Origin of the sequence: Sorangium sp. So ce385 (assembly GCF_051474135.1) — a bacterium.
GTDB lineage: Bacteria > Myxococcota_A > Polyangia > Polyangiales > Polyangiaceae > Sorangium > Sorangium cellulosum_D.
This window is the reverse complement of sequence record NZ_CP150337.1, coordinates 3,811,995-3,830,121: the sequence shown is the minus strand read 5'-3', so window position 1 is coordinate 3,830,121 and position 18,127 is coordinate 3,811,995. Positions and strand designations below refer to the sequence as shown.

The window sequence follows — 18,127 nt, the reverse complement described above, 5'->3', positions numbered from 1 at the left end:
TCAACCGAATCCAGAGGACCAACATGCCCAACATCGCCGTGCTCACCAACGACCTTCAGTACGAGTTCATCGACAAGATGCCTGGAGGTCGCGAGCTCCTCACCCGGGTGGCGCCGCAATTCAACATGTTCCTCGGCGCCATCCGCGCCCTGGGGCACGTCGTCGTCCACCTCCAGCTCATCAACGATCCCAACGATCCGCAGATCCAGCGTCGCTTCCGAGGCAAGGAGATCCCCGCGATCAAGGGGACGCCGAACGCCGAGCTGATCAAGGACTTCGTCCATCCGTCCGACCTCGTGATGGTCAAGGGCCGCGACAGCGGCTTCTACGAGACCCCCCTCGACGACAAGCTCAAGGAGCTCGGCGTCAAGACGGTGCTCGTCACGGGCATCCAGACCCAGATCTGCGTGCAGACCACGGCGGCGGACGCGTTCTTCCGCGGGTACAAGGTCTGGGTCCCGGAGGATTGCGTGTTCTCGCTCAAGGAGGAGGACAAGAAGCGCTCCCTCGAGTGGATGGCGTCGTACTGCGCCGCGATCGCGCCCGGCGCGGAGATCATCAAGCGCCTGCGCCAGAACGACGACCTGCCGAGCCGGGAAGAGCTGCTCGGCTGACGGCGCGCGACGGGGCCGAGGGGCGGGCGGCCTCGTCGCTTTTCCGCGCTCTTGCGCGCTTTTACGCGCGTTTACACCCCCTCACCGCACACCTGCGGAATCAACGCTGGAGCCTCACATGACGAAAGAACACGCGAGAGAGAACGAAGAGGTCGTCCTCGACCACGGGACCGGCGCCCGCCTGAGCCGGGAGCTCGTCGAGCGGATCGCCGCCACGCTCGGCGACACGTACATCGGCGCGATGGAGGACAGCGCGATCCTCGACGTGCCCGCGGGCCGGATCGCCATGACCACGGACTCGTTCGTGGTCACGCCGCTGTTCTTCGGCAACGGCGATATCGGGAAGGTCGCCGTCTGCGGCACGGTCAACGATCTCGCCGTCAGCGGCGCGAGGCCGCTTTACCTGACCCTGGGCCTCATCATCGAGACCGGCTTCCCGATCGCCTCGCTCCTCCGCGCCCTCGAGTCGGCGCGCGACGCGGCGAGGGAGGCCGGCGTGAAGATCGTCGCCGGCGACACGAAGGTCGTCGGCAAGGGCGAGGCCGACCGGCTCTTCATGAACACGACCGGCGTCGGCGTCTTCGAGCGCCCGCCGCTCGTGAGCCGCGCCGTGCGCCCCGGCAACAAGATCATCGTGAGCGGGCAGCTCGGCAACCACTCGATCCACCTGCTCTCGGTGCGCGAGGGCCTCGGCTTCGAGAAGCGGGTGCAGAGCGACTGCGCGCCGCTCAACGGCCTCATCGACGCCGTCCTCCGGGGCGTGCCCCAGGGCGCCGTCACGGCGATCCGCGACGTGACCCGCGGCGGCCTGTGCGCCGTCATGCACGAGTTCGCCCGCGCCTCGGGCGCGGAGCTCTCGTTCGCGCGCGCGGCGCTGCCCGTGCTGCCGGAGGCCGTCATGGCCGCGGACATGCTCGGCATCAACCTCATCCACCTCGCCAACGAGGGGTGCCTCTGCCTCTTCGTGGAGGCGGACAAGGCGGGCGACGTGCTCGGGATCCTCCGCGCGCACCCGTACGGCCGCAACGCCGCGGTCATCGGAGAGGTCAAGAGCGCCCCGGCGCCGGCCGTCTCCATGATCGAGCCCGATGGCACCCAAACCCTGCTCGAGGAGCTCTATGGAGCCGAACTCCCGCGACTCTGCTGAGCCGCAGCCGCCGCTCGTGACCCGCCGCTTCCGGGTCTCGGGCATCGTCCAGGGCGTCGGCTTCCGGCCGTTCGTGCACCGGCTCGCGCGCGCCGTCGGCGCGCGCGGCTGGGTCCTCAACGACTCTCAGGGCGTGCTGCTCGAGCTGCAGGCCGGCGACGCCGAGATCCAGGCGTTCCTGCGCGCCCTCGTCGACTCGCCGCCGCCGCTCGCCCGGATCACGGCCGTCCGCGAGGAGGCGCTGGCCGAGCCCGCCCCGCGGTACGACGACTTCCACATCAAGGGCAGCGTCGATCTGCGCTACACGGACACGCTCATCCCGCCCGACTCGGACGTCTGCGCCGACTGCCTGCGGGAGCTGCGCGACCCCGCGGACCGACGGTATCGCTACCCGTTCATCAACTGCACCCATTGCGGGCCGCGCTACTCGATCATCTGCGACATGCCGTACGACCGGTCGCAGACCACGATGCGCAGCTTCCCGATGTGCCCCGCCTGCGCGCGGGAGTACGAGGACATCGAGGATCGGCGCTACCACGCCCAGCCGAACGCGTGCCCCGCGTGCGGCCCCCGCCTCACGCTCACCGATCGGCTCGGCGCCCCGATCGCGGCGGAGGATCCGGTCCGCTTCACGATCGACCGCCTGCGCGAGGGCGCGCTCTTCGCGGTCAAGAGCCTCGGCGGGTTCCACCTCGTCGCGGACGCGCGCAACGAGGCGGCGGTGCGGGAGCTGCGGCGGCGCAAGCGCCGCGACGCAAAGCCGTTCGCGATCATGGTGGCCGACGGCGAGGCGGCGAGCCGCTATGTCGCGCTCAGCCCGCCCGAGCGGGCGCTGCTCGAGAGCCGGCAGCGCCCGATCGTGCTCCTGCGCCGGCGGCCCGGCTCCCTCCCCGACGCGGTCGCCCCCAGGAACCCGAGCTTCGGCGTCATGCTCCCCTCGACGCCGCTGCACTACCTCCTGCTCGAGGATCCGGCGCTCGACGTCCTCGTCATGACGAGCGGCAACCTCTCCGGACACCCGATCGCGTTCGACAACGACACGGCGCTCGCACAGCTGCGCGACATCGCGGACTACTTCGTCCTGCACGACCGCGACATCCGCACCCGCGTCGACGACTCGGTCGTCCGGCTCACCGAGGCGGAGGGCCTCGACGGCCCGCTCCTCTCCTTCATCCGGCGCTCGCGCGGCTACGCCCCGTACCCGATCCACCTGTCCCAGGGCGTCGGCGCCGTCGTCGCCCTCGGCGGCGAGCTCAAGACCACCGTCGCCGTCGGCAAGGACAACCAGGTCTTCATCAGCCAGCACATCGGCGATCTGAAGAACGACTCGACGTTCGGCGCCCACGTCGACTGCTCGTCGCACGTCCAGCGCCTCCTGTCCGTGCAGGCGGACACGGTCGCCTGCGACATGCACCCGGCGTTCCGCTCCACCCGCGCGGCGAAGGACCGGAGCGGCATGCAGGTCGCGTCGGTGCAGCACCACCACGCCCACATGGCGGCGTGCATGGCGGAGAACGGGCTGAACGAGCGGGTGATCGGCGTCATCTTCGACGGCTCGGGCTACGGCCTCGACAACACGATCTGGGGCGGCGAGTTCCTGGTCGGTGACTACCGCGATTTCGTGCGCGCCGGGCACCTCCGGCCGATGTACCTCCTCGGCGGCGACAAGGCGGTCAAGGAGCCCATCCGCGTCGCCATCTCGCTGCTCGTCGAGACGTTCGGGGACGAGCTCGGCGGGGTCCGCGTCCCGGCGCTCGCGGACCTCCCGGAGGAGCGCCGCGACGTCTTCGTGAAGATGGCGCAGCGGCGGCTGAACGCGACGGCGACGACGAGCATGGGCCGGCTGTTCGACGGCGTCTCGTCGCTGCTCCGCGTCTGCCACGAGGTCGAGTACGAGGCGCAGGCCGCCATCGAGCTGGAGGCGCTGCTCGAGCGGGACTTCGGGACCGCGCCCCCGCTCGACTACGGGATCGAGGAGCGGGACGGCCGGCTCGTCGTCGACTACCGGCCGCTCGTGCGCGATCTTTTGCGCGCGACCGAGGAGCATGGCGCCACGCCGGCACACCTCAGCCGCCGGTTCCACTCGACGGTGGTGGATGTGATCGCTACCGTGTGCTTGCGCCTGGCCGAGCGGTACGACGTGCGCCGCGTGGTCATGAGCGGCGGGGTCTTCATGAACGAGTTCGTCGTGATCAACGCGCTCCGGCGCCTCTCGCGGGAGGGGCTCTCGCCGCACTGCCACCGGCTGGTCCCGCCGAACGACGGCGGCATCTCGCTCGGCCAGATCCTCGTCGCGGCCGCCCGCGCGCGCGACGCCGCGCCGGCGCGTGGAGAGCGCCCCGCCACCCCCGATCGTCCATGAAGCTCGTCTCCTTCATCGCCGGCTACTCCCGGCGGATCCTCGTCCTCGCGGTCATCGCGGGGGTGCTCTGCGGCGCCTGCAACACGGCGCTGCTCGTGCTGATCAACCACGCGCTCCAGGGCGAGCGCGGCGCGGTGATGTGGGGCTTCGTCGCCGTCTGCCTCTTGCTCCCGTTCGCCCGGTACCACTCGGAGATCCTGCTCACGCGCCTCAGCCAGGGGGCGCTCTTCGATCTCCGGGTGAAGATCTGCCGCAAGATCCTCGGCGCCCCGCTCCGCCAGCTCGAGGAGATCGGCCCGCCGCGGATGCTCACGGTGCTCACGGACGACGTCCCGGTGATCACCGCGGCGCTGCAGCACATCCCGATCATCTGCATCAACCTGGTCATCGTCGTCGGCGGCCTCCTCTACCTGGGGTGGCTGTCGCCGCTGATGCTGGCCTCGGTGGTCGCGCTCATCGTCCTCGGCGTCGTCGGGTACCAGCTCCCGATGAGCCGGGCGACGCGCCACTTCCGCCGCGCGCGCGAGGCGACCGACGAGCTGATGAAGACGTTCCGCGCGCTCACGCGCGGCGTGAAGGAGCTGAAGCTCCACGCGCGGCGCCGCGAGGCGTTCCTCGCGACGTCGCTCGACGAGGAGGCGGGGGCGGTCCAGGCGAGCAACCTGCGCGGCATGGTCGCGCTCACCGCCGCGAACGGGTGGGGCCAGGGGATGGTGTTCGCCATCGTCGGCGTGACGCTCTTCGTCCTGCCGCTCTTCCAGGTGGCGAGCGCCGAGACGCTCATCGGCTATGCGATCATCCTCCTCTACCTGATGACGCCGATGCAGGTCCTCATCGGCTCGCTCCCCGCGCTGAGCCGCGCGGGCATCGCCGTGCAGAAGGTCGAGGACCTCGGCGCGGGCCTCGCGGTCGACGCGGGCGAGGCCGAGGCGCCGGCCCCGCTCCCCGAGAAGTGGAAGCGGCTGGAGCTCGCCGGGGTCACCCACGCTTACCGGTCCGAGGGCAAGGACGACAGCTTCACGCTGGGCCCCATCCACCTCACCGTGCGGCGCGGCGAGCTGATCTTCCTCGTCGGCGGCAACGGCAGCGGCAAGACGACCCTGGCGAAGCTGATCACCGGCCTGTACACGCCCGAGGCGGGCGAGATCCGGCTCGACGGCGAGGCGATCACGGACGAGAACCGGCAGGCCTACCGGCAGCTCTTCTCGGTCGTGTTCTTCGACTTCTACCTGTTCGAGCGCCTGATCGGGCTCGACTCTCCGGAGCTCACCCGGCGCGCGCGGGGGTATCTCTCTCGCCTGCAGCTCGATCACAAGGTGTCTGTCGACGGGGGCGCGCTCTCCACGACGTCGCTGTCGCAGGGGCAGAGAAAGCGCCTCGCGCTGCTCACGGCGTACCTGGAGGACCGGCCGATCTACCTGTTCGACGAGTGGGCGGCGGACCAGGATCCCGTGTTCAAGGACGTCTTTTACCGCCAGATCCTCGCGGAGCTCCGGTCGAGCGGCAAGACGATCATCGTCATCAGCCACGATGAGAAGTATTTCGGACTGGCGGATCGCGTGATCAAGATGGACTTCGGTCAGCTCGTGGGCGAGGCGCCGGCGGCGCGTTCGGACGAGACGCGCGCCAGCGCATGAGATAGAACCCGCCGCGTTCGTCGCGGGGCGGCGAGCCGACGGGAGGTGTCATGGAACCGCTGGTCCTGTATCTTGGTACGAAGACGTACTCGACATGGTCGCTCCGCGCCTGGCTCGCGCTGAAGCACACGGGCGCGCCGTTCTCGGAGGAGGTCATCGCGCTGTATCAGCCGGGCTCGCGCGAGGCGCTCCTCCGGCGCTCGCCGTCGGGGCGCGTCCCGGCGCTGCGGCACGGCGATCTCGTCCTCTGGGACTCCCTCGCCATCTGCGAGTACGTCGCCGAGCTCTTCCCCGAGGCGCGGCTCTGGCCGGCCGATCGCGCGGCGCGCGCGCTCGCCCGGTCGGTGTCGAGCGAGATGCACTCCGGGTTCGCGGCGCTGCGCAATGCCATGTCCATGGACCTGCGCCGGGAGATCGCCCCGATCGCGCACGACGCGGCGGCGGACGCCGACATCAGCCGCGTCACATCGATCTGGAACGAGTGCCGGGGGGCGCACCGCGACAAGGGAGAGTACCTGTTCGGGCATTTCACGATCGCCGACGCCATGTTCGCCCCGGTGGTCACGCGGTTCCGCACGTACGCGGTCCCGCTCACGGGCGCCGCGGCGGAGTACGCCGAGACGATGTGGCGGCACCCGGGGCTCGAAGCGTGGGTGGCCGCGGCGCAGGCGGAGTCGCTGACGGGGTGATGTCTCGTCGGCCGACGCGTCGACAGCGTTACTTGCGCAGCTCTTCGATGGCCGCTGCGAGCTCTGCGGGGGGCAGAGCGTCGGCGGCGCGCCAGGGCGGCATGCGGAGCGGCGAGGTCGCGGGCTCCTGCAAGCGGAGGATGGCCGCGTCCTTCGTCTCCCGCGACAGGCCGTCCAGGTTCTTCACGTTGAACCTGGCGCGGCTCAGCGCCGGGTCCACGCGACCGTCGTGGCAGCGCGAGCAGAGCTGCGTGAGCACGGCGCGCCCGCTCGCCCCCGGCGGCGGCACCAGGCCCAGCTTCACCTTCGCGTCCGCGGAGAAGAGGTCGCGCGAATCCAGAAGAGATTGTCGCGGGGCCGCGCCCGTCACCACGTCGAGGTAGGACCGGGTCCGCTCCGCGCGGAGCGCGGGATCCGTCACGTCCACGAGCGGGTAAGGCACCGAGATCGAATCCCCCGCCAGCGACACGGCGAACTGCTTCTCCCAGGTCGGGCTCGACGGGCCGACCTTGATCTCGGCCTCGATGCGCGGGTCGAACGCGTTCGGCTGCGCCGACTGGCCCTCGGCGACGAGCAGCGCCTCGAGGTGCGCGCCGCTGCCCTCGTCGATGGCATTCTGGATCGTCGCGATGGGGATGCCGCCGTACTGCGCGTCGTGCGCGTGGGCTTCCGCGAACTGCGCCGTGAGCACCCGATCGGACTCCGTGCGCTGCACGAAGCGCTGCGGAAACCAGTGCATCCAGGGGAACTCCAGCTCTTGCATGCGCAAGATCTTCCTCGTGCCGTGCCCGTCGGGCTGGTGGCACGAGCGGCAGTCGAACGACGTATTCTCGATGTCCTCCTCGCCGTAAACGCTGAACGCGGTCCAGCCGTGCTCTATCTCCTCGGTGAGCAAGCTCGCCAGATCGCAGCCGCCGTCGTAGTCGCACTGCCGCTCGAACGTGAACAGGTAGAAGTTGTAATCGCCGGTCGAGAGATCGCGGCTCACGATCTCGACGAAGGGCTCGCCGCGGACGAAGCCGAGCGCGGTCATCTCGGCCGGCTTCTCGCGCATCTCGGACACGCGCGGAAAGACGATGATGCGCGGATTGACGGCCGAGACGGCCCTCTTCACGAGCGAGGTGGAGTTGCCGGTGAGCGCGAAGGCGCGATGTTCGTCGAGCTTCGCGACCCTGAGCAAGCTGGCGAAGTCGGTGATGCTCGGTCGCGGCGTGGCGCACACCGCCTGGAAGAAGCTGTCGCCGCGCGGCGTGGCGCAGAACGCGCGGTACTGCGCCTCGCGCGTGGGCAACGACCACAGCTCCGGGTCGGGAGCGCTCACGGGCGGCAGCGTGTCCCAGTCGATCGTCGCCTGGTCCGTGGCGAGCTCCTCGCCGATCTCGCCGACGACACACCCCGCCATCAGCAGCGAGGCCAGGCACAGGCTCGAAAAGTGCTTCACGACGTCCTCCTGCGGCGGGCGCCGAACGTCATCCAACCGGCCACGAGCGCGAAGGCCAGGAGCGGCGCGCGGCGAGCGGGAGGGCCGCTCGCCGCGCTGCAGCCCAGGCCCAAGAAGCCTCCTCCGGCCTCGCGCGGCGCCTCGCTCGGCGCCTCGCCCTCGCTCGGCCCCGGTTCGACGGTGCCGTCCAGCTGCTGCACGTAGGCGATGAGCTGCCCGAGCTCGGCTTCGCTGAGCCCGCTGATGAAGGCGTGGCGATCTTCCGGGTTGGCCGTGACGAGGACGTCCCGCAGCGTCGGCGCGGAGCCGTCGTGCAAGTACGGCGCCGTCTCCCACACGCCGTTCAGCGTCGGCGTGTCGATGCCGAGCAGCGGCTCGCCGGCGCGCATCCCGGAGGACGGCTTCACGGTGCCCACGTCGTGCAGCTTGCCGCGCGCGCTGTCGGTCCCGTCGGGCCCCGTGTGGCAGAAATCGCAGCCCAGGCGCTTGAAGAGGGCGCGACCCGCGACGCCGTCTTCCGTGAGCGAGCCGTCGGGGTTGCGGAAGGGGCTCGGCCGGTACGCGTCGAGCGAGCCGAGGAACGCCGCCAGCGCGTCGAGCTCGGGGCTCAGGCCGGCCTTCTTGTCACCGCGCGGCGTGCCGACGGTCCCCACGGCGAGCTGCTCGGCGGTCAGGAACCCCTTCCCGCCGAACAGGTGGCGGATGTTGTCGTCCGAGTCCTGGATCTCGTCGAAGCTTCCGCTCCAGTTGACGTTGCCGTGGCCCGTGCCGCGCCGCCCGAGCAGCGAGACGGTGTTGCGGAGCCCCTCCCCCGCGCTGCCGAAGTCCCAGACGCGCCCGTCCTCCGCGCCGTCGAAGTGGCACGACGCGCAGCTGATGTAGCCCTGGTCGCTCATGCGGATATCGGCCGAGTTGAAGAACAGCTGCTTGCCGCGCAAGACCTGCGGGTCGAGCTTCTCCACGGCGACCGTCGGGATCTCGACAAGCTTCTTGGTGATGAGGTCGTGCGAGCTGACGATATCGGCGACGTCGTAGACCGTCACCGTGCGGCTGAGCGACGCGTGCACGAACAGCTTGTTGGTTTCGGTCAGCGCCAGGCCGCGCGGCGCGAAGCCCGTCTCCTTCAACGCGGTCACGAACTCGCCCGTGTAGGCGTCGCGGACCTCCACCAGGGCCGAGCCGGCGACGCTGATGAACGCATAGTCGCCGAGCGGCGTGAACACGACCTGGTTCGGCAGGTTGCGATCGTCCAGATCGATGCGCCGCGCGACGTCCTCGACGCCCTCCGCGAGGTTCAGCAGCGCCACGAGCGGGCGCACCGTGTTGTCGTCGGTGAGGTCGAGCCCATCGCGGAATGGACCACGAAAGATGTTGTCCTTCTTGCCCGGCACCCACGCGAACGCGCCGTCGGGCGAGAGCCCCACCGAGAACAGGTAGTTCGGCAGGCCGCGCCCTTGTTGATCCGTGTCCTCCGTCGTGGTGTCCGCGGCGAGCGCGAAGCGCGTGCTCACCTGGAAGGTCGCCGCGTCGATGCGCGCCACCTCCCCGTGGCTGTCCTCGGAGAGGAAGCGCGTGACGTAGACCTGCGAGCCGTCGTGCGACACCGAGACGCCCCGCGGCGTACCGCCGAGCGCGAGCTCGGCCACGACGGCGCCGCTCGCCACGTCCAGCTTCAGCACCTTGCCGACCGCCATCAGCGTCACGTACGCGGCGTCCCCGGTCGGGCTGATCGCGAGGCCCATCGGCTGTGACGCGTACGGCAGCGCGATCTCGCGCTCCACCGAGAGCGACGCGGCGTCGACGATGGAGACCGAGTGCGCGTCGCGGTGCAGCACCCACAGCTTGCCTTGCGCGGTGAGCGCGAGCCCGACCGGGCCGCGCGCCACCGGCACCTCCGCGACCTTGGTCAGCGCGCTCGCGTCGAGCACGCTCACGCTGTCGTTCTCGTAATTGGCCGTGTAGACCTTCGCGTTCGGCGGGTCGTACACGAGGTCCGTCGAGCCCGCCGCGCTGCCCGTGACGAGCGGCCGATGCACCGTGTGCACGAACGAGACGCTGGTGAACCCGACATCGTCTTTGACCGTCGCCAGCACCGGGTAGTGGCCGGGAGCGGCGTAGGTGTGCACCTGCTGCACGTCGTCGACCGTGAACTCGGTGCGTGTCTCGTCTCCCATGTCCCAGCGCACCTGCACGGGGCCGACCGCGTCGACGATCGTCAGGTCGAACGTGACGGCCTCGCCGGCGACCGAGGACGCGCGGTCGGCGATGCTGGCCGTGATGGCCAGCGCCTCGGCCGGCCAGGCCGCGACCGAGCAGATGCCTCCGAGCAGGCCGAGGAGCTTCGGGAGCGAGCGCATGACTCAGGGACCGGTCGTGAACGTCGACTTGAACTCGGCCGCGATGCCGTTGCCGACGAGATCTTTCATACCGTCCTTCGGCAGGACGATCTCGTAGGTCGTGTTCGGCATCAGGTCCTCGTCGGGATCGAAGTTGACGATGCCCATGTACAGGCCGAACTTGCCCTTCACCTGCTGCCCGCCGACCGGCCTCACGATGAAGCTGCCGTGGTGGACCGTCGCGAGCTCGACGTTGTCGGTGAGGCTGAGGCCGATGCGCGACTTCCTGGACAGCCCCGTCGCCCCGTTCTTCGGCAGCACCGTGTCGACCGCCGGGGGCGTGGTGTCCGGCTCGGTGGAGTGCGCGGCGATGACCATGCCGCGGTAGGGTAGCTCGTCGTCGGCCAGCACCAGCAGGCTGCCGACCGGGATCGAGAACTGGTCGTCGCCGTTCGTGAACTCGAGCCGGCCCCAGACGCGGCTCATGATCGACATCTTGTGGATGTCGCGCACGTCGATCTTGGAGACGCCCGCGTCCGGCCGCAGGTGACCGAGGAACAGAGTGCCATCGGAGAAGCTCATGTACTCGGACCCGGCGGGGTAGCCCTTGGCCCTGAACGCCGAGTCGGGCAGCGTGGCGATGGGGGAGTTGGCCGAGCCGATGTCGGTGGGGTCGGTCAGCACGTCCCACACGCGCAGCGGCGACTGCACGTAGACGTACTTGCCGTACAGGCCGCAGATGTAGCTCTTGCTCGGGGTGATGAAGTCGAGCGCGACCGGGTTCATCGGATCGCTGATGTCCATCGTCGCGATGCCGCCGTTGTCCTTGGGCGTCGTGATGACCAGCGTATTGCCCACGGCCCACAGCGGACCGGCGCTCACGCCGCCGAACTGCGAGATCGGGATCTTCTTGACGAACTTCACGTCCTCGGGATCCGCGGCGTCCAGGATGTGCAGGCCGGTGTTGGTGCCGCCGACGTAGATGACGCTGCCCTGCCAGTACATGCCCCAGACGGCGTCGGTGAAGTCTCCGTAGTTGATGCCGTCGAGCTTGACGAGCCTCACGTGACGAGGCGCGCGGGCGTCGGTGACGTCCCAGATGTCGACGCCGGTGCCCGAGGTGGTGACCTGGTAGAACTTGTCGCCATAGCGGCCCAGCGAGGTCTGGTGCGACTCCGCCTCGCCGACGCCCTTGGGCCCGCCCCTGGGATCGAAGCCAGGGCTCTGGATGCGCGAGAGCATCTTCGGATTGGCCGGATCGACGATGTCGTAGAAGACGATCTCGGCGTTGCCGGCGCCTTGAACGTAGCCGTTGACGACGATCGGCTGGTTCTGGTGGTGGCCCGCCTCGAGCGTCGGCGACACCAGGCCATCTCGCCACTTGTCGCGCGGCAGGTTGATCTTGTTCGCCGGCATCGGCGTGTTCGGGATCGTGCCCTCCGGCGCGGTGATCATGTCCGGCTCGACGCCGCCCGGGCCGGCGCCGCTGCCGGCCGTGGCGTCTCCGCCCGAGCCGCTCGTGGCGCCGGCGCTCGTGGAGCTGCTGCTCATCGAGCTGCTGCTCGTGGCTCCCACCGTGGCCATCGGCGCCCCGCCGCCAGTGCCCGTCACCACGGAGGTTGTATCGGCGGAGCTGCCGCCGTCTCCTTCCGGCGTCGGGCCGAGGTCGGCGCCGCCGGAGCACGCCGCGAGCAGGGCGGCGAACGAAGGAAAGCCGCGCCAACGCATCCGAATCGTCTTCGTACGCATCCCTATCCTCTTGAGTAGGCGTAAGTAATGAGTAATGATGGATGGCCAGCCCGCGGAAACCCGGAGCCGACGGTATCCACCGCTGTCGCAGCGGACACGCCGGGCGCGTGGACACGCGAGGCGATCCGTTGACGAGCATTGTGAACGCTAACATTTCACATGTCAACAACGATCGATATCCGCCATATTTGAGCACGTTTTCCGTGTTAACGTTAACAAAACGACGCAAAGCGGCATGCCCGCATGTCGCGGAGAGCTGGCCCGCGTCGCGAACACGCGCGTAGGCCGAGCCGCGACGCCGGTGGCGCCACGCGGCCCGCGCTCGTCCCTGGCTCCTGGGGCGAGCATGAGAAAATTTAACCAATATTGATATTTCACCCCGGCTCCCGGGGCGACATCAGAAAATTGGAGTGATATTGAGATCTCGGGGCTGCGCTCGGGGCTCTCCCCCGGTGCATCCACGTCCACCGCGGCGAGGGCGAGCGTTGGCAGGCGCTCTCTTGGGTTGCCGCAGGCGGCGCTGCGCCCGGTCGTCGAAGCCCACCCCGGCGGCCGGATCACCGGCCGCGCGGGGCGCGGGGGCGTCGTGGCCAGTCGGCTACGTCCGCGCCTTCACGCGCTTGACCTTCTTCTTCTCCTTGCGCTCCAGGAGCCGCAGCACCGCCACGGACCTGTCGACGAGCAGGTAGCGCTCGCCCCCTGCCCTCGCCGGCACCGTGCGCGCCGGCTCCGCGGCGGTGCGGGTGTCGATGAGCACCTCCCACCGCTCGCCGAACTCGATCGCGGGCAGCACGAACTCCAGCGGCGAGTGGTTCGCGTTGATGAGCACGAGCAGCGTGTCGCCCGTGATCGGCTCGCCGCGCGGGCCGCACGACCAGATGGCGTCGCCGCCGAGCAGGTAGCCGATCGCCCGCGCGTTCGGGTGGGTCCAGTCCTCCGGCGTCATCTCGCCGCCGTCGGGGCGGAACCACACGATGTCCTTGAGCCCGCTCCCATGCACGTAGCCGCCCGAGAAGAACATCCGCCGGCGCAGCACCGGCTGGCTGCGCCGGAGGGCGATGAGCCGGCAGGTGAACTCGAACAGCTGCCGCCGCCGCTCGTCGAGATCCCAGTCGTGCCACGAGATCTCGTTGTCCTGGCAGTAGGCGTTGTTGTTGCCGAGCTGCGTCTTGCCGATCTCGTCGCCGGCGTTGATCATCGGCACCCCCTGCGAGAGGAGCAGCGTCGCGAGGAGGTTGCGCTTCTGGCGCTCGCGCAGCTCGACGACCGCCGGGTCGTTCGAGGGGCCCTCGACCCCGTGGTTGTAGCTGTGGTTGTTGTTCGTGCCGTCCCGGTTGCCCTCGCCGTTCGCCTCGTTGTGCTTCTCGTTGTACGAGACGAGATCGTTCAGCGTGAAGCCGTCGTGCGCCGTCACGAAGTTGACGCTCGCGTACGGCCGGCGCCCGCTCGACGCGTACAGGTCGCTCGACCCGGTGAGCCGGTAGCCGAGGTCGGCCGCGAGCAGATCCCCCTTCCAGAAGCGGCGGACCGAGTCGCGGTAGCGATCGTTCCACTCCGTCCAGAGGACGGGGAAGTTGGCGACCTGATACCCGCCCTCGCCCACGTCCCACGGCTCGGCGATGAGCTTGACCCGCGAGAGGACCGGGTCCTGGTGGATGATGTCGAAGAACGAGCTCAGGCGGTCGAAGTCGTGGTGGCCGCGGGCCAGGGCCGACGCGAGGTCGAAGCGGAAGCCGTCGACGTGCATCTCGGTCACCCAGTACCGCAGGCTGTCCATCACCAGCTTCAGCGTCTGGTAATGGCGCGTGTTCACCGTGTTCCCGCAGCCCGTGAAGTCCATGTAGTAGCGCGGGTTGTGCGGCACGAGCCGGTAATAGGCCCAGTTGTCGATCCCCTTCAGGGAGAGCGTCGGGCCGAGGTGGTTGCCCTCGGCGGTGTGGTTGTAGACGACGTCGAGGATCACCTCGATGCCGGCGGCGTGGAGCGCCTTCACCATCGCCTTGAACTCGGTCACCTGCTGGCCGAGCCGCCCGCTCGACGCGTAGCGGCCCGCGGGCGCGAAGTACGAGAGCGTGTTGTAGCCCCAGTAGTTGATGTGCCCGCGCTCCCAGATCTCGCGCTCGCTCGCCATCTCGTGCACGGGGAGCAGCTCGAGCGCGGTGACGCCGAGCTTCTTGAAGTGGGCGATCGCCGCCTCGGAGGCGAGCCCCGCGTAGCTGCCGCGCAGGTGCGCGGGGACGCCGGGGTGCCGCTGGGTGAACCCCTTGACGTGCACCTCGTAGATGATCGTGTCCTGCCAGCGGGTCGCCGGCGGCCGGTCGCCGTCCCACGCGAAGCGGTGGTCGACGACCACGGACTTCGGCGCGCCCCACGCGCTGTCGCGGTGGCAGATCTCGAGGTCGTCGAGCGCCGTCGGCGGCGGCGGCGGCGTCGACGCGCCCTGCTTCACGCGCGGCTCGGCGGCGCGGCGCTCGCCCGCCTTGCCCGCGCGGCCGCCCTCGCCCTTCTCGGCCGCCGCGCCGTCGCGCCCCGCCTCCTTGGGCCGGCCCGCGCCGCCGCCGTCGCCGCGCTCGGAGGGCCCGCCGCGGTCGTAGGCGAAGAGCGGCGCCTTCCAGTTCGGCTCGCTGGAGAGCGCGTACGCGTACGGATCGACGAGGAGCTTCGCCGGGTTGAAGCGGTGCCCGGAGCGCGGATCGTACGGCCCGTGCACCCGGTAGCCGTAGAGCTGGCCGGGCTTGAGCCCCGGCACGTACCCGTGGAAGACGTGCGCCGTTCGCTCCGGGAGCTCGATGCGCTCGCGCTCCACGACGTCGTCGACGGCCTCGAAGAGGCAGAGCTCGACCTTCGTGGCGGACTGAGAGAACAGCGTGAAGTTGACCCCCTCGCCGTCATAGACGGCGCCGAGGGGGGTCGGCGTGCCGGGCCATATGCGTCTGGTCATCGGAAAAACCTGTGGAGCCGCCCTATTCGCGAAATCGGCGCCGCTGTCGAGACACAAGCGCGGCCGGCGCGATTTTTCGCCCTCGAGGGCCCGGATCGCCCCCGGGATCGGGCGCCGCCCGCCGCCGGGATCAGGCGCCGCCTCCGCGCCTGCCCGGTCCCGCGCCGACGCGCGCAGGCAGGGCGATGACGCGGCGGCGCCGGGGCGGCCCGACGAGCAGATGGGGCATCGCCAAGCGCGCGAGCCGGGATAGACTCCGCCCCGAACGCCTGGAGCCAAGCGAAAAACGCCCATGTCTTCCCCCTCTGCCGAAAACCAGTCCCAGGGCTCGTCCCAGAGCTCGCCTCCTCCGTCCGGCGCGCGCCGTCGCATCTCCGGCGTGACGGTGCCGCTCTTCTCGCTCCGCAGCGAACGCTCGTGGGGCATCGGCGAGATCGGTGATCTCCCCGAGTTCGCCGCGTGGATGCGCGGCGCGGGGCTCCGCCTCGTGCAGCTCCTGCCGCTCGGCGAGGTGTCGGGCGGCGAGACGTCGCCGTACATGGCGCTCTCCGCGTTCGGCATCGACCCGACGTACATCTCGCTCTCGGCCGTGCCCGAGCTCCCGCCGGAGCTCTACGGCGAGGCGCTCGGCGACGACATGGCGGCGCTCGATCGCGCGAAGCAGAGCGCGCGCGTCGACTACGATCTCGTGCGCCGCGTGAAGGGGCGGGCGCTGCGCTTCGCCTTCGACCGGTTCGAGCGGGAGCACCACGCGAAGCAGACGCCGCGCGCGGCCGAGCTGGCCGAGTTCGTGAAGCGGCAGTCGGACTGGCTGCCCGACTACGCGCAGTTCCGCGCGTTCAAGGACGGCTTCGGCGGCGTCGCGTGGTGGGACTGGCCCGAGGAGATCCGCGAGCGGAGGCCGGAGGCGCTCGAGAGGCTGCGGCAGGAGCGCGCGCGGGACATCCTTTACTACGAGTACGTCCAGTGGCTCGCGCACGCGCAGTGGGAGGCGGCGCGCGCGGATCTCCGGGAGAAGGGGGTCGAGATCATGGGCGACCTCCCGTTCATGGTGTCGCGCGACAGCGCCGACGTGTGGGCGCACCAGGGCGAGTTCCGGCACGACATGTCGGTCGGCGCCCCGCCCGATCAGTTCGACACGGAGGGGCAGAACTGGGGGCTCCCGCCGTACTACTGGGCCCGGATGCGGGAGAACGGCTTCGCGTGGCTGAGGCGGCGCTGCCGCTACACGGGGCTGCTCTGCGACCGGTTCCGGATCGATCACCTGGTCGGCTTCTACCGGACGTACATCTTCCCGGAGCGCAAGAGCCAGGGGCAGGGGGGCGAGCGGCCCAGGGCGACGTTCGACCCTGCGGAGGAGCCGGAGCAGCGCGAGCACGGCGAGCGCGTGGTGCGGGCGATGATCGAGGGGGCGGCGGAGACCGGGGCGAAGCTCGTGGCCGAGGATCTCGGCGCGGTGCCGCCGTGGGTGCGGGCGTCGCTGACGGCGCTCGGGGTGCCGGGGTACAAGGTGCTGATCTGGGAGAAGGACGACGTGGTGTTCCGCAATCCGGCGGAATACCCGCCGCTGTCGGTCGCGTGCTTCGGGACGCACGACACCGACTCGGTGGTGGCGTGGTGGGAGTCGCGGGACGACCGGGAGCGCGCGGGGGTGCTCGATCTGCCGCAGCTCGCGCCGCGGCGGCAGGAGTTCGGGCGGGAGTTCACGAAGGAGACGCACCGGGCGCTGCTCGACCTGATCCACGGGTCGAAGAGCGAGCTCGTGCTGCTGCTCGTGCAGGACGTGCTCGCGACGCGGGATCGGGTCAACACGCCGGGGACCGTGGGGCCGGAGAACTGGTCGCTGCGGCTGCCGGCGCCGCCGGCGGAGATGGACCGGGATCCCGAGGTGCGGGGGGCGCTCGATCGGGTGCGGGAGAGCATCGAGGCCAGCGGGCGCGGCTAGGACTCGCCAGGGCGGGTGAGCTGAAACGCCCGGCCCGAGGGGGGGTGAGCTCGTGCGGGTGCGGGGTGGGGGCCCCGCCGAACTCGCCTGAGCCCTGGGCCAGCCGGCTTCGCCGGCTAACCCAGGGCTCAGGCTCAAACATCGGCCCATCCCCCACCCCGCACCCGCACGAGCTCACCCCCCTCGGGCCTGCCGATGTGCAGAGGGGCGGCGAACAGCGGGCCCCTCGAGAGCACGGACGCTCGGCCGTCGCGCGGAGCGATCGCGGACTTGCTTGACAGGCAACCGTTTGGTTGCATATTGACAGGCAACCGATCGGTTGCATGATGGAGCCGGTGAGCGGCTCGATGGACAAGGTCTTCAAGGCGCTCGCGGATCGGAGCCGCAGGAAGCTGCTCGATCGGCTGCACGCCGAGAACGGGCAGACGCTGGGACAGCTCTGCGAAGGGCTGGACATGACACGCCAGGCGGTGAGCAAGCACCTGGCCGTGCTCGAGGACGCGAACCTCGTCGCCGTCGTCTGGCAGGGGCGGGAGAAGCTCCACTACCTGAACCCGGCGCCGATCGGCGAGATCTACGAGCGATGGATCGGCAAATACGAGCGCCAGCGCGTGCGGGCGCTCGACGCGCTCAAGCGCGCGCTGGAGGGAGAGAGCAACGATGAGTAAGCCCGAGTTCGTCTACGTCACGTACATCGCCTCGACCCTGGACAAGGTGTGGGAGGCGCTGACCACCGGAGAGTTCACCCGGCAATACTGGGGCGGCAGGACCATCCAGTCCGAGTGGAAGCCCGGGTCCGCCGTGAGACACATCAAGGAAGACGGCTCGTTCGACTGGGAAGGCGAGGTCCTCAAGGCCGAGCCGCCGAAGCTCCTCGCCTACACCTTCGGCAACGTGCTCGGAGAACGCCCGTCGCGCGTCACCTTCGAGCTCGCCCAGTTCGGCGCGCACGTGAAGCTCACCCTCACCCACGACCAGTTCGCGGAGAACAGCAAGGTGCTCCCCGCCATCAGCAACGGCTGGCCCGCGATCCTGTCGAGCATGAAGAGCCTCCTCGAGACCGGGAAGGCCCTCTACCCCGAGTGGCGGTGACCCCGCCGGCAGGTGGCCGCACTGCAAATCCATCGACCCGCTGGAAACGCCGGTCCGCCCCGCGCGCCGGCGGTTGGGGAGCCCACGCGACCTGACTCGCTGCGTCGTGGTGGCATGATTCACGAGGTCGTGAAGTACATGCCGGCGAAACATTCCGGAAAACTGCCTCCTCTT

Annotated in this window: 12 protein-coding genes; 8 read left to right on the top strand and 4 right to left on the bottom strand. The window is 69.9% G+C overall.

Translation table 11 applies throughout. The features are described from left to right. Positions 1-23 precede the first annotated feature (23 nt). The 5 genes from WME83_RS14285 (at position 24) to WME83_RS14265 (ending at position 6,449) form a co-directional block, all read left to right on the top strand. Positions 24-614: a cysteine hydrolase family protein gene (locus WME83_RS14285; protein ID WP_437319836.1), complete on the top strand. Its 591-nt coding sequence runs from the start codon at positions 24-26 to the stop codon at positions 612-614. Between the two features lie 118 nt (positions 615-732). Then, the gene (gene hypE, locus WME83_RS14280; protein WP_437319835.1) at positions 733-1,761 is read left to right on the top strand and encodes a hydrogenase expression/formation protein HypE; all 1,029 of its coding nucleotides are present in this window, start codon (positions 733-735) and stop codon (positions 1,759-1,761) included. Then, positions 1,733-4,123: a carbamoyltransferase HypF gene (gene hypF, locus WME83_RS14275; protein ID WP_437319834.1), complete on the top strand. Its 2,391-nt coding sequence runs from the start codon at positions 1,733-1,735 to the stop codon at positions 4,121-4,123. The genes hypE and hypF overlap by 29 nt, the downstream gene beginning before the upstream one ends. Then, positions 4,120-5,760, top strand: coding sequence for a cyclic peptide export ABC transporter (locus tag WME83_RS14270; protein ID WP_437319833.1), 1,641 nt, complete (start codon positions 4,120-4,122; stop codon positions 5,758-5,760). The genes hypF and WME83_RS14270 overlap by 4 nt, the downstream gene beginning before the upstream one ends. Before the next feature lie 50 nt (positions 5,761-5,810). Further along, complete coding sequence (locus WME83_RS14265) at positions 5,811-6,449, top strand: glutathione S-transferase family protein (RefSeq protein WP_437319832.1); 639 nt, start codon at positions 5,811-5,813, stop codon at positions 6,447-6,449. A gap of 28 nt (positions 6,450-6,477) precedes the next feature. Here WME83_RS14265 and WME83_RS14260 read toward each other — a convergent pair whose 3' ends face one another. From WME83_RS14260 to glgX, 4 genes are all read right to left on the bottom strand, one after another. Further along, on the bottom strand, positions 6,478-7,890 hold the full coding sequence (locus tag WME83_RS14260; protein ID WP_437319831.1) for a hypothetical protein: 1,413 nt from the start codon (positions 7,888-7,890) through the stop codon (positions 6,478-6,480). Then, positions 7,887-10,247 carry a PKD domain-containing protein gene (locus tag WME83_RS14255; RefSeq protein ID WP_437319830.1) on the bottom strand — a complete coding sequence of 787 codons (2,361 nt, stop codon included), beginning with the start codon at positions 10,245-10,247 and terminating at the stop codon, positions 7,887-7,889. The genes WME83_RS14260 and WME83_RS14255 overlap by 4 nt, the downstream gene beginning before the upstream one ends. 3 nt (positions 10,248-10,250) lie before the next feature. After that, entirely contained in the window at positions 10,251-11,975 is a 1,725-nt protein-coding gene (locus WME83_RS14250) for an Ig-like domain-containing protein (protein WP_437319829.1), read from the bottom strand. A 598-nt stretch (positions 11,976-12,573) separates the two neighbouring features. Further along, on the bottom strand, positions 12,574-14,916 hold the full coding sequence (gene glgX / locus WME83_RS14245; protein WP_437319828.1) for a glycogen debranching protein GlgX: 2,343 nt from the start codon (positions 14,914-14,916) through the stop codon (positions 12,574-12,576). Between the two features lie 292 nt (positions 14,917-15,208). Between glgX and WME83_RS14240 the strand changes: the two genes are divergently transcribed. The 3 genes from WME83_RS14240 to WME83_RS14230 all read left to right on the top strand — a co-directional run bounded on the left by WME83_RS14240 (position 15,209) and on the right by WME83_RS14230 (position 17,953). Further along, complete coding sequence (locus tag WME83_RS14240) at positions 15,209-16,861, top strand: 4-alpha-glucanotransferase (protein ID WP_437319827.1); 1,653 nt, start codon at positions 15,209-15,211, stop codon at positions 16,859-16,861. Positions 16,862-17,208: 347 nt separating this feature from the next. After that, positions 17,209-17,529 carry an ArsR/SmtB family transcription factor gene (locus WME83_RS14235; RefSeq protein ID WP_061623556.1) on the top strand — a complete coding sequence of 107 codons (321 nt, stop codon included), beginning with the start codon at positions 17,209-17,211 and terminating at the stop codon, positions 17,527-17,529. Beyond that, positions 17,522-17,953, top strand: a complete 432-nt coding sequence (locus WME83_RS14230) for an SRPBCC family protein (RefSeq protein WP_437319826.1) — start codon at positions 17,522-17,524, stop codon at positions 17,951-17,953. Before WME83_RS14235 ends, WME83_RS14230 begins: the two co-directional genes overlap by 8 nt. The last annotated feature ends 174 nt before the right edge of the window (positions 17,954-18,127 follow it).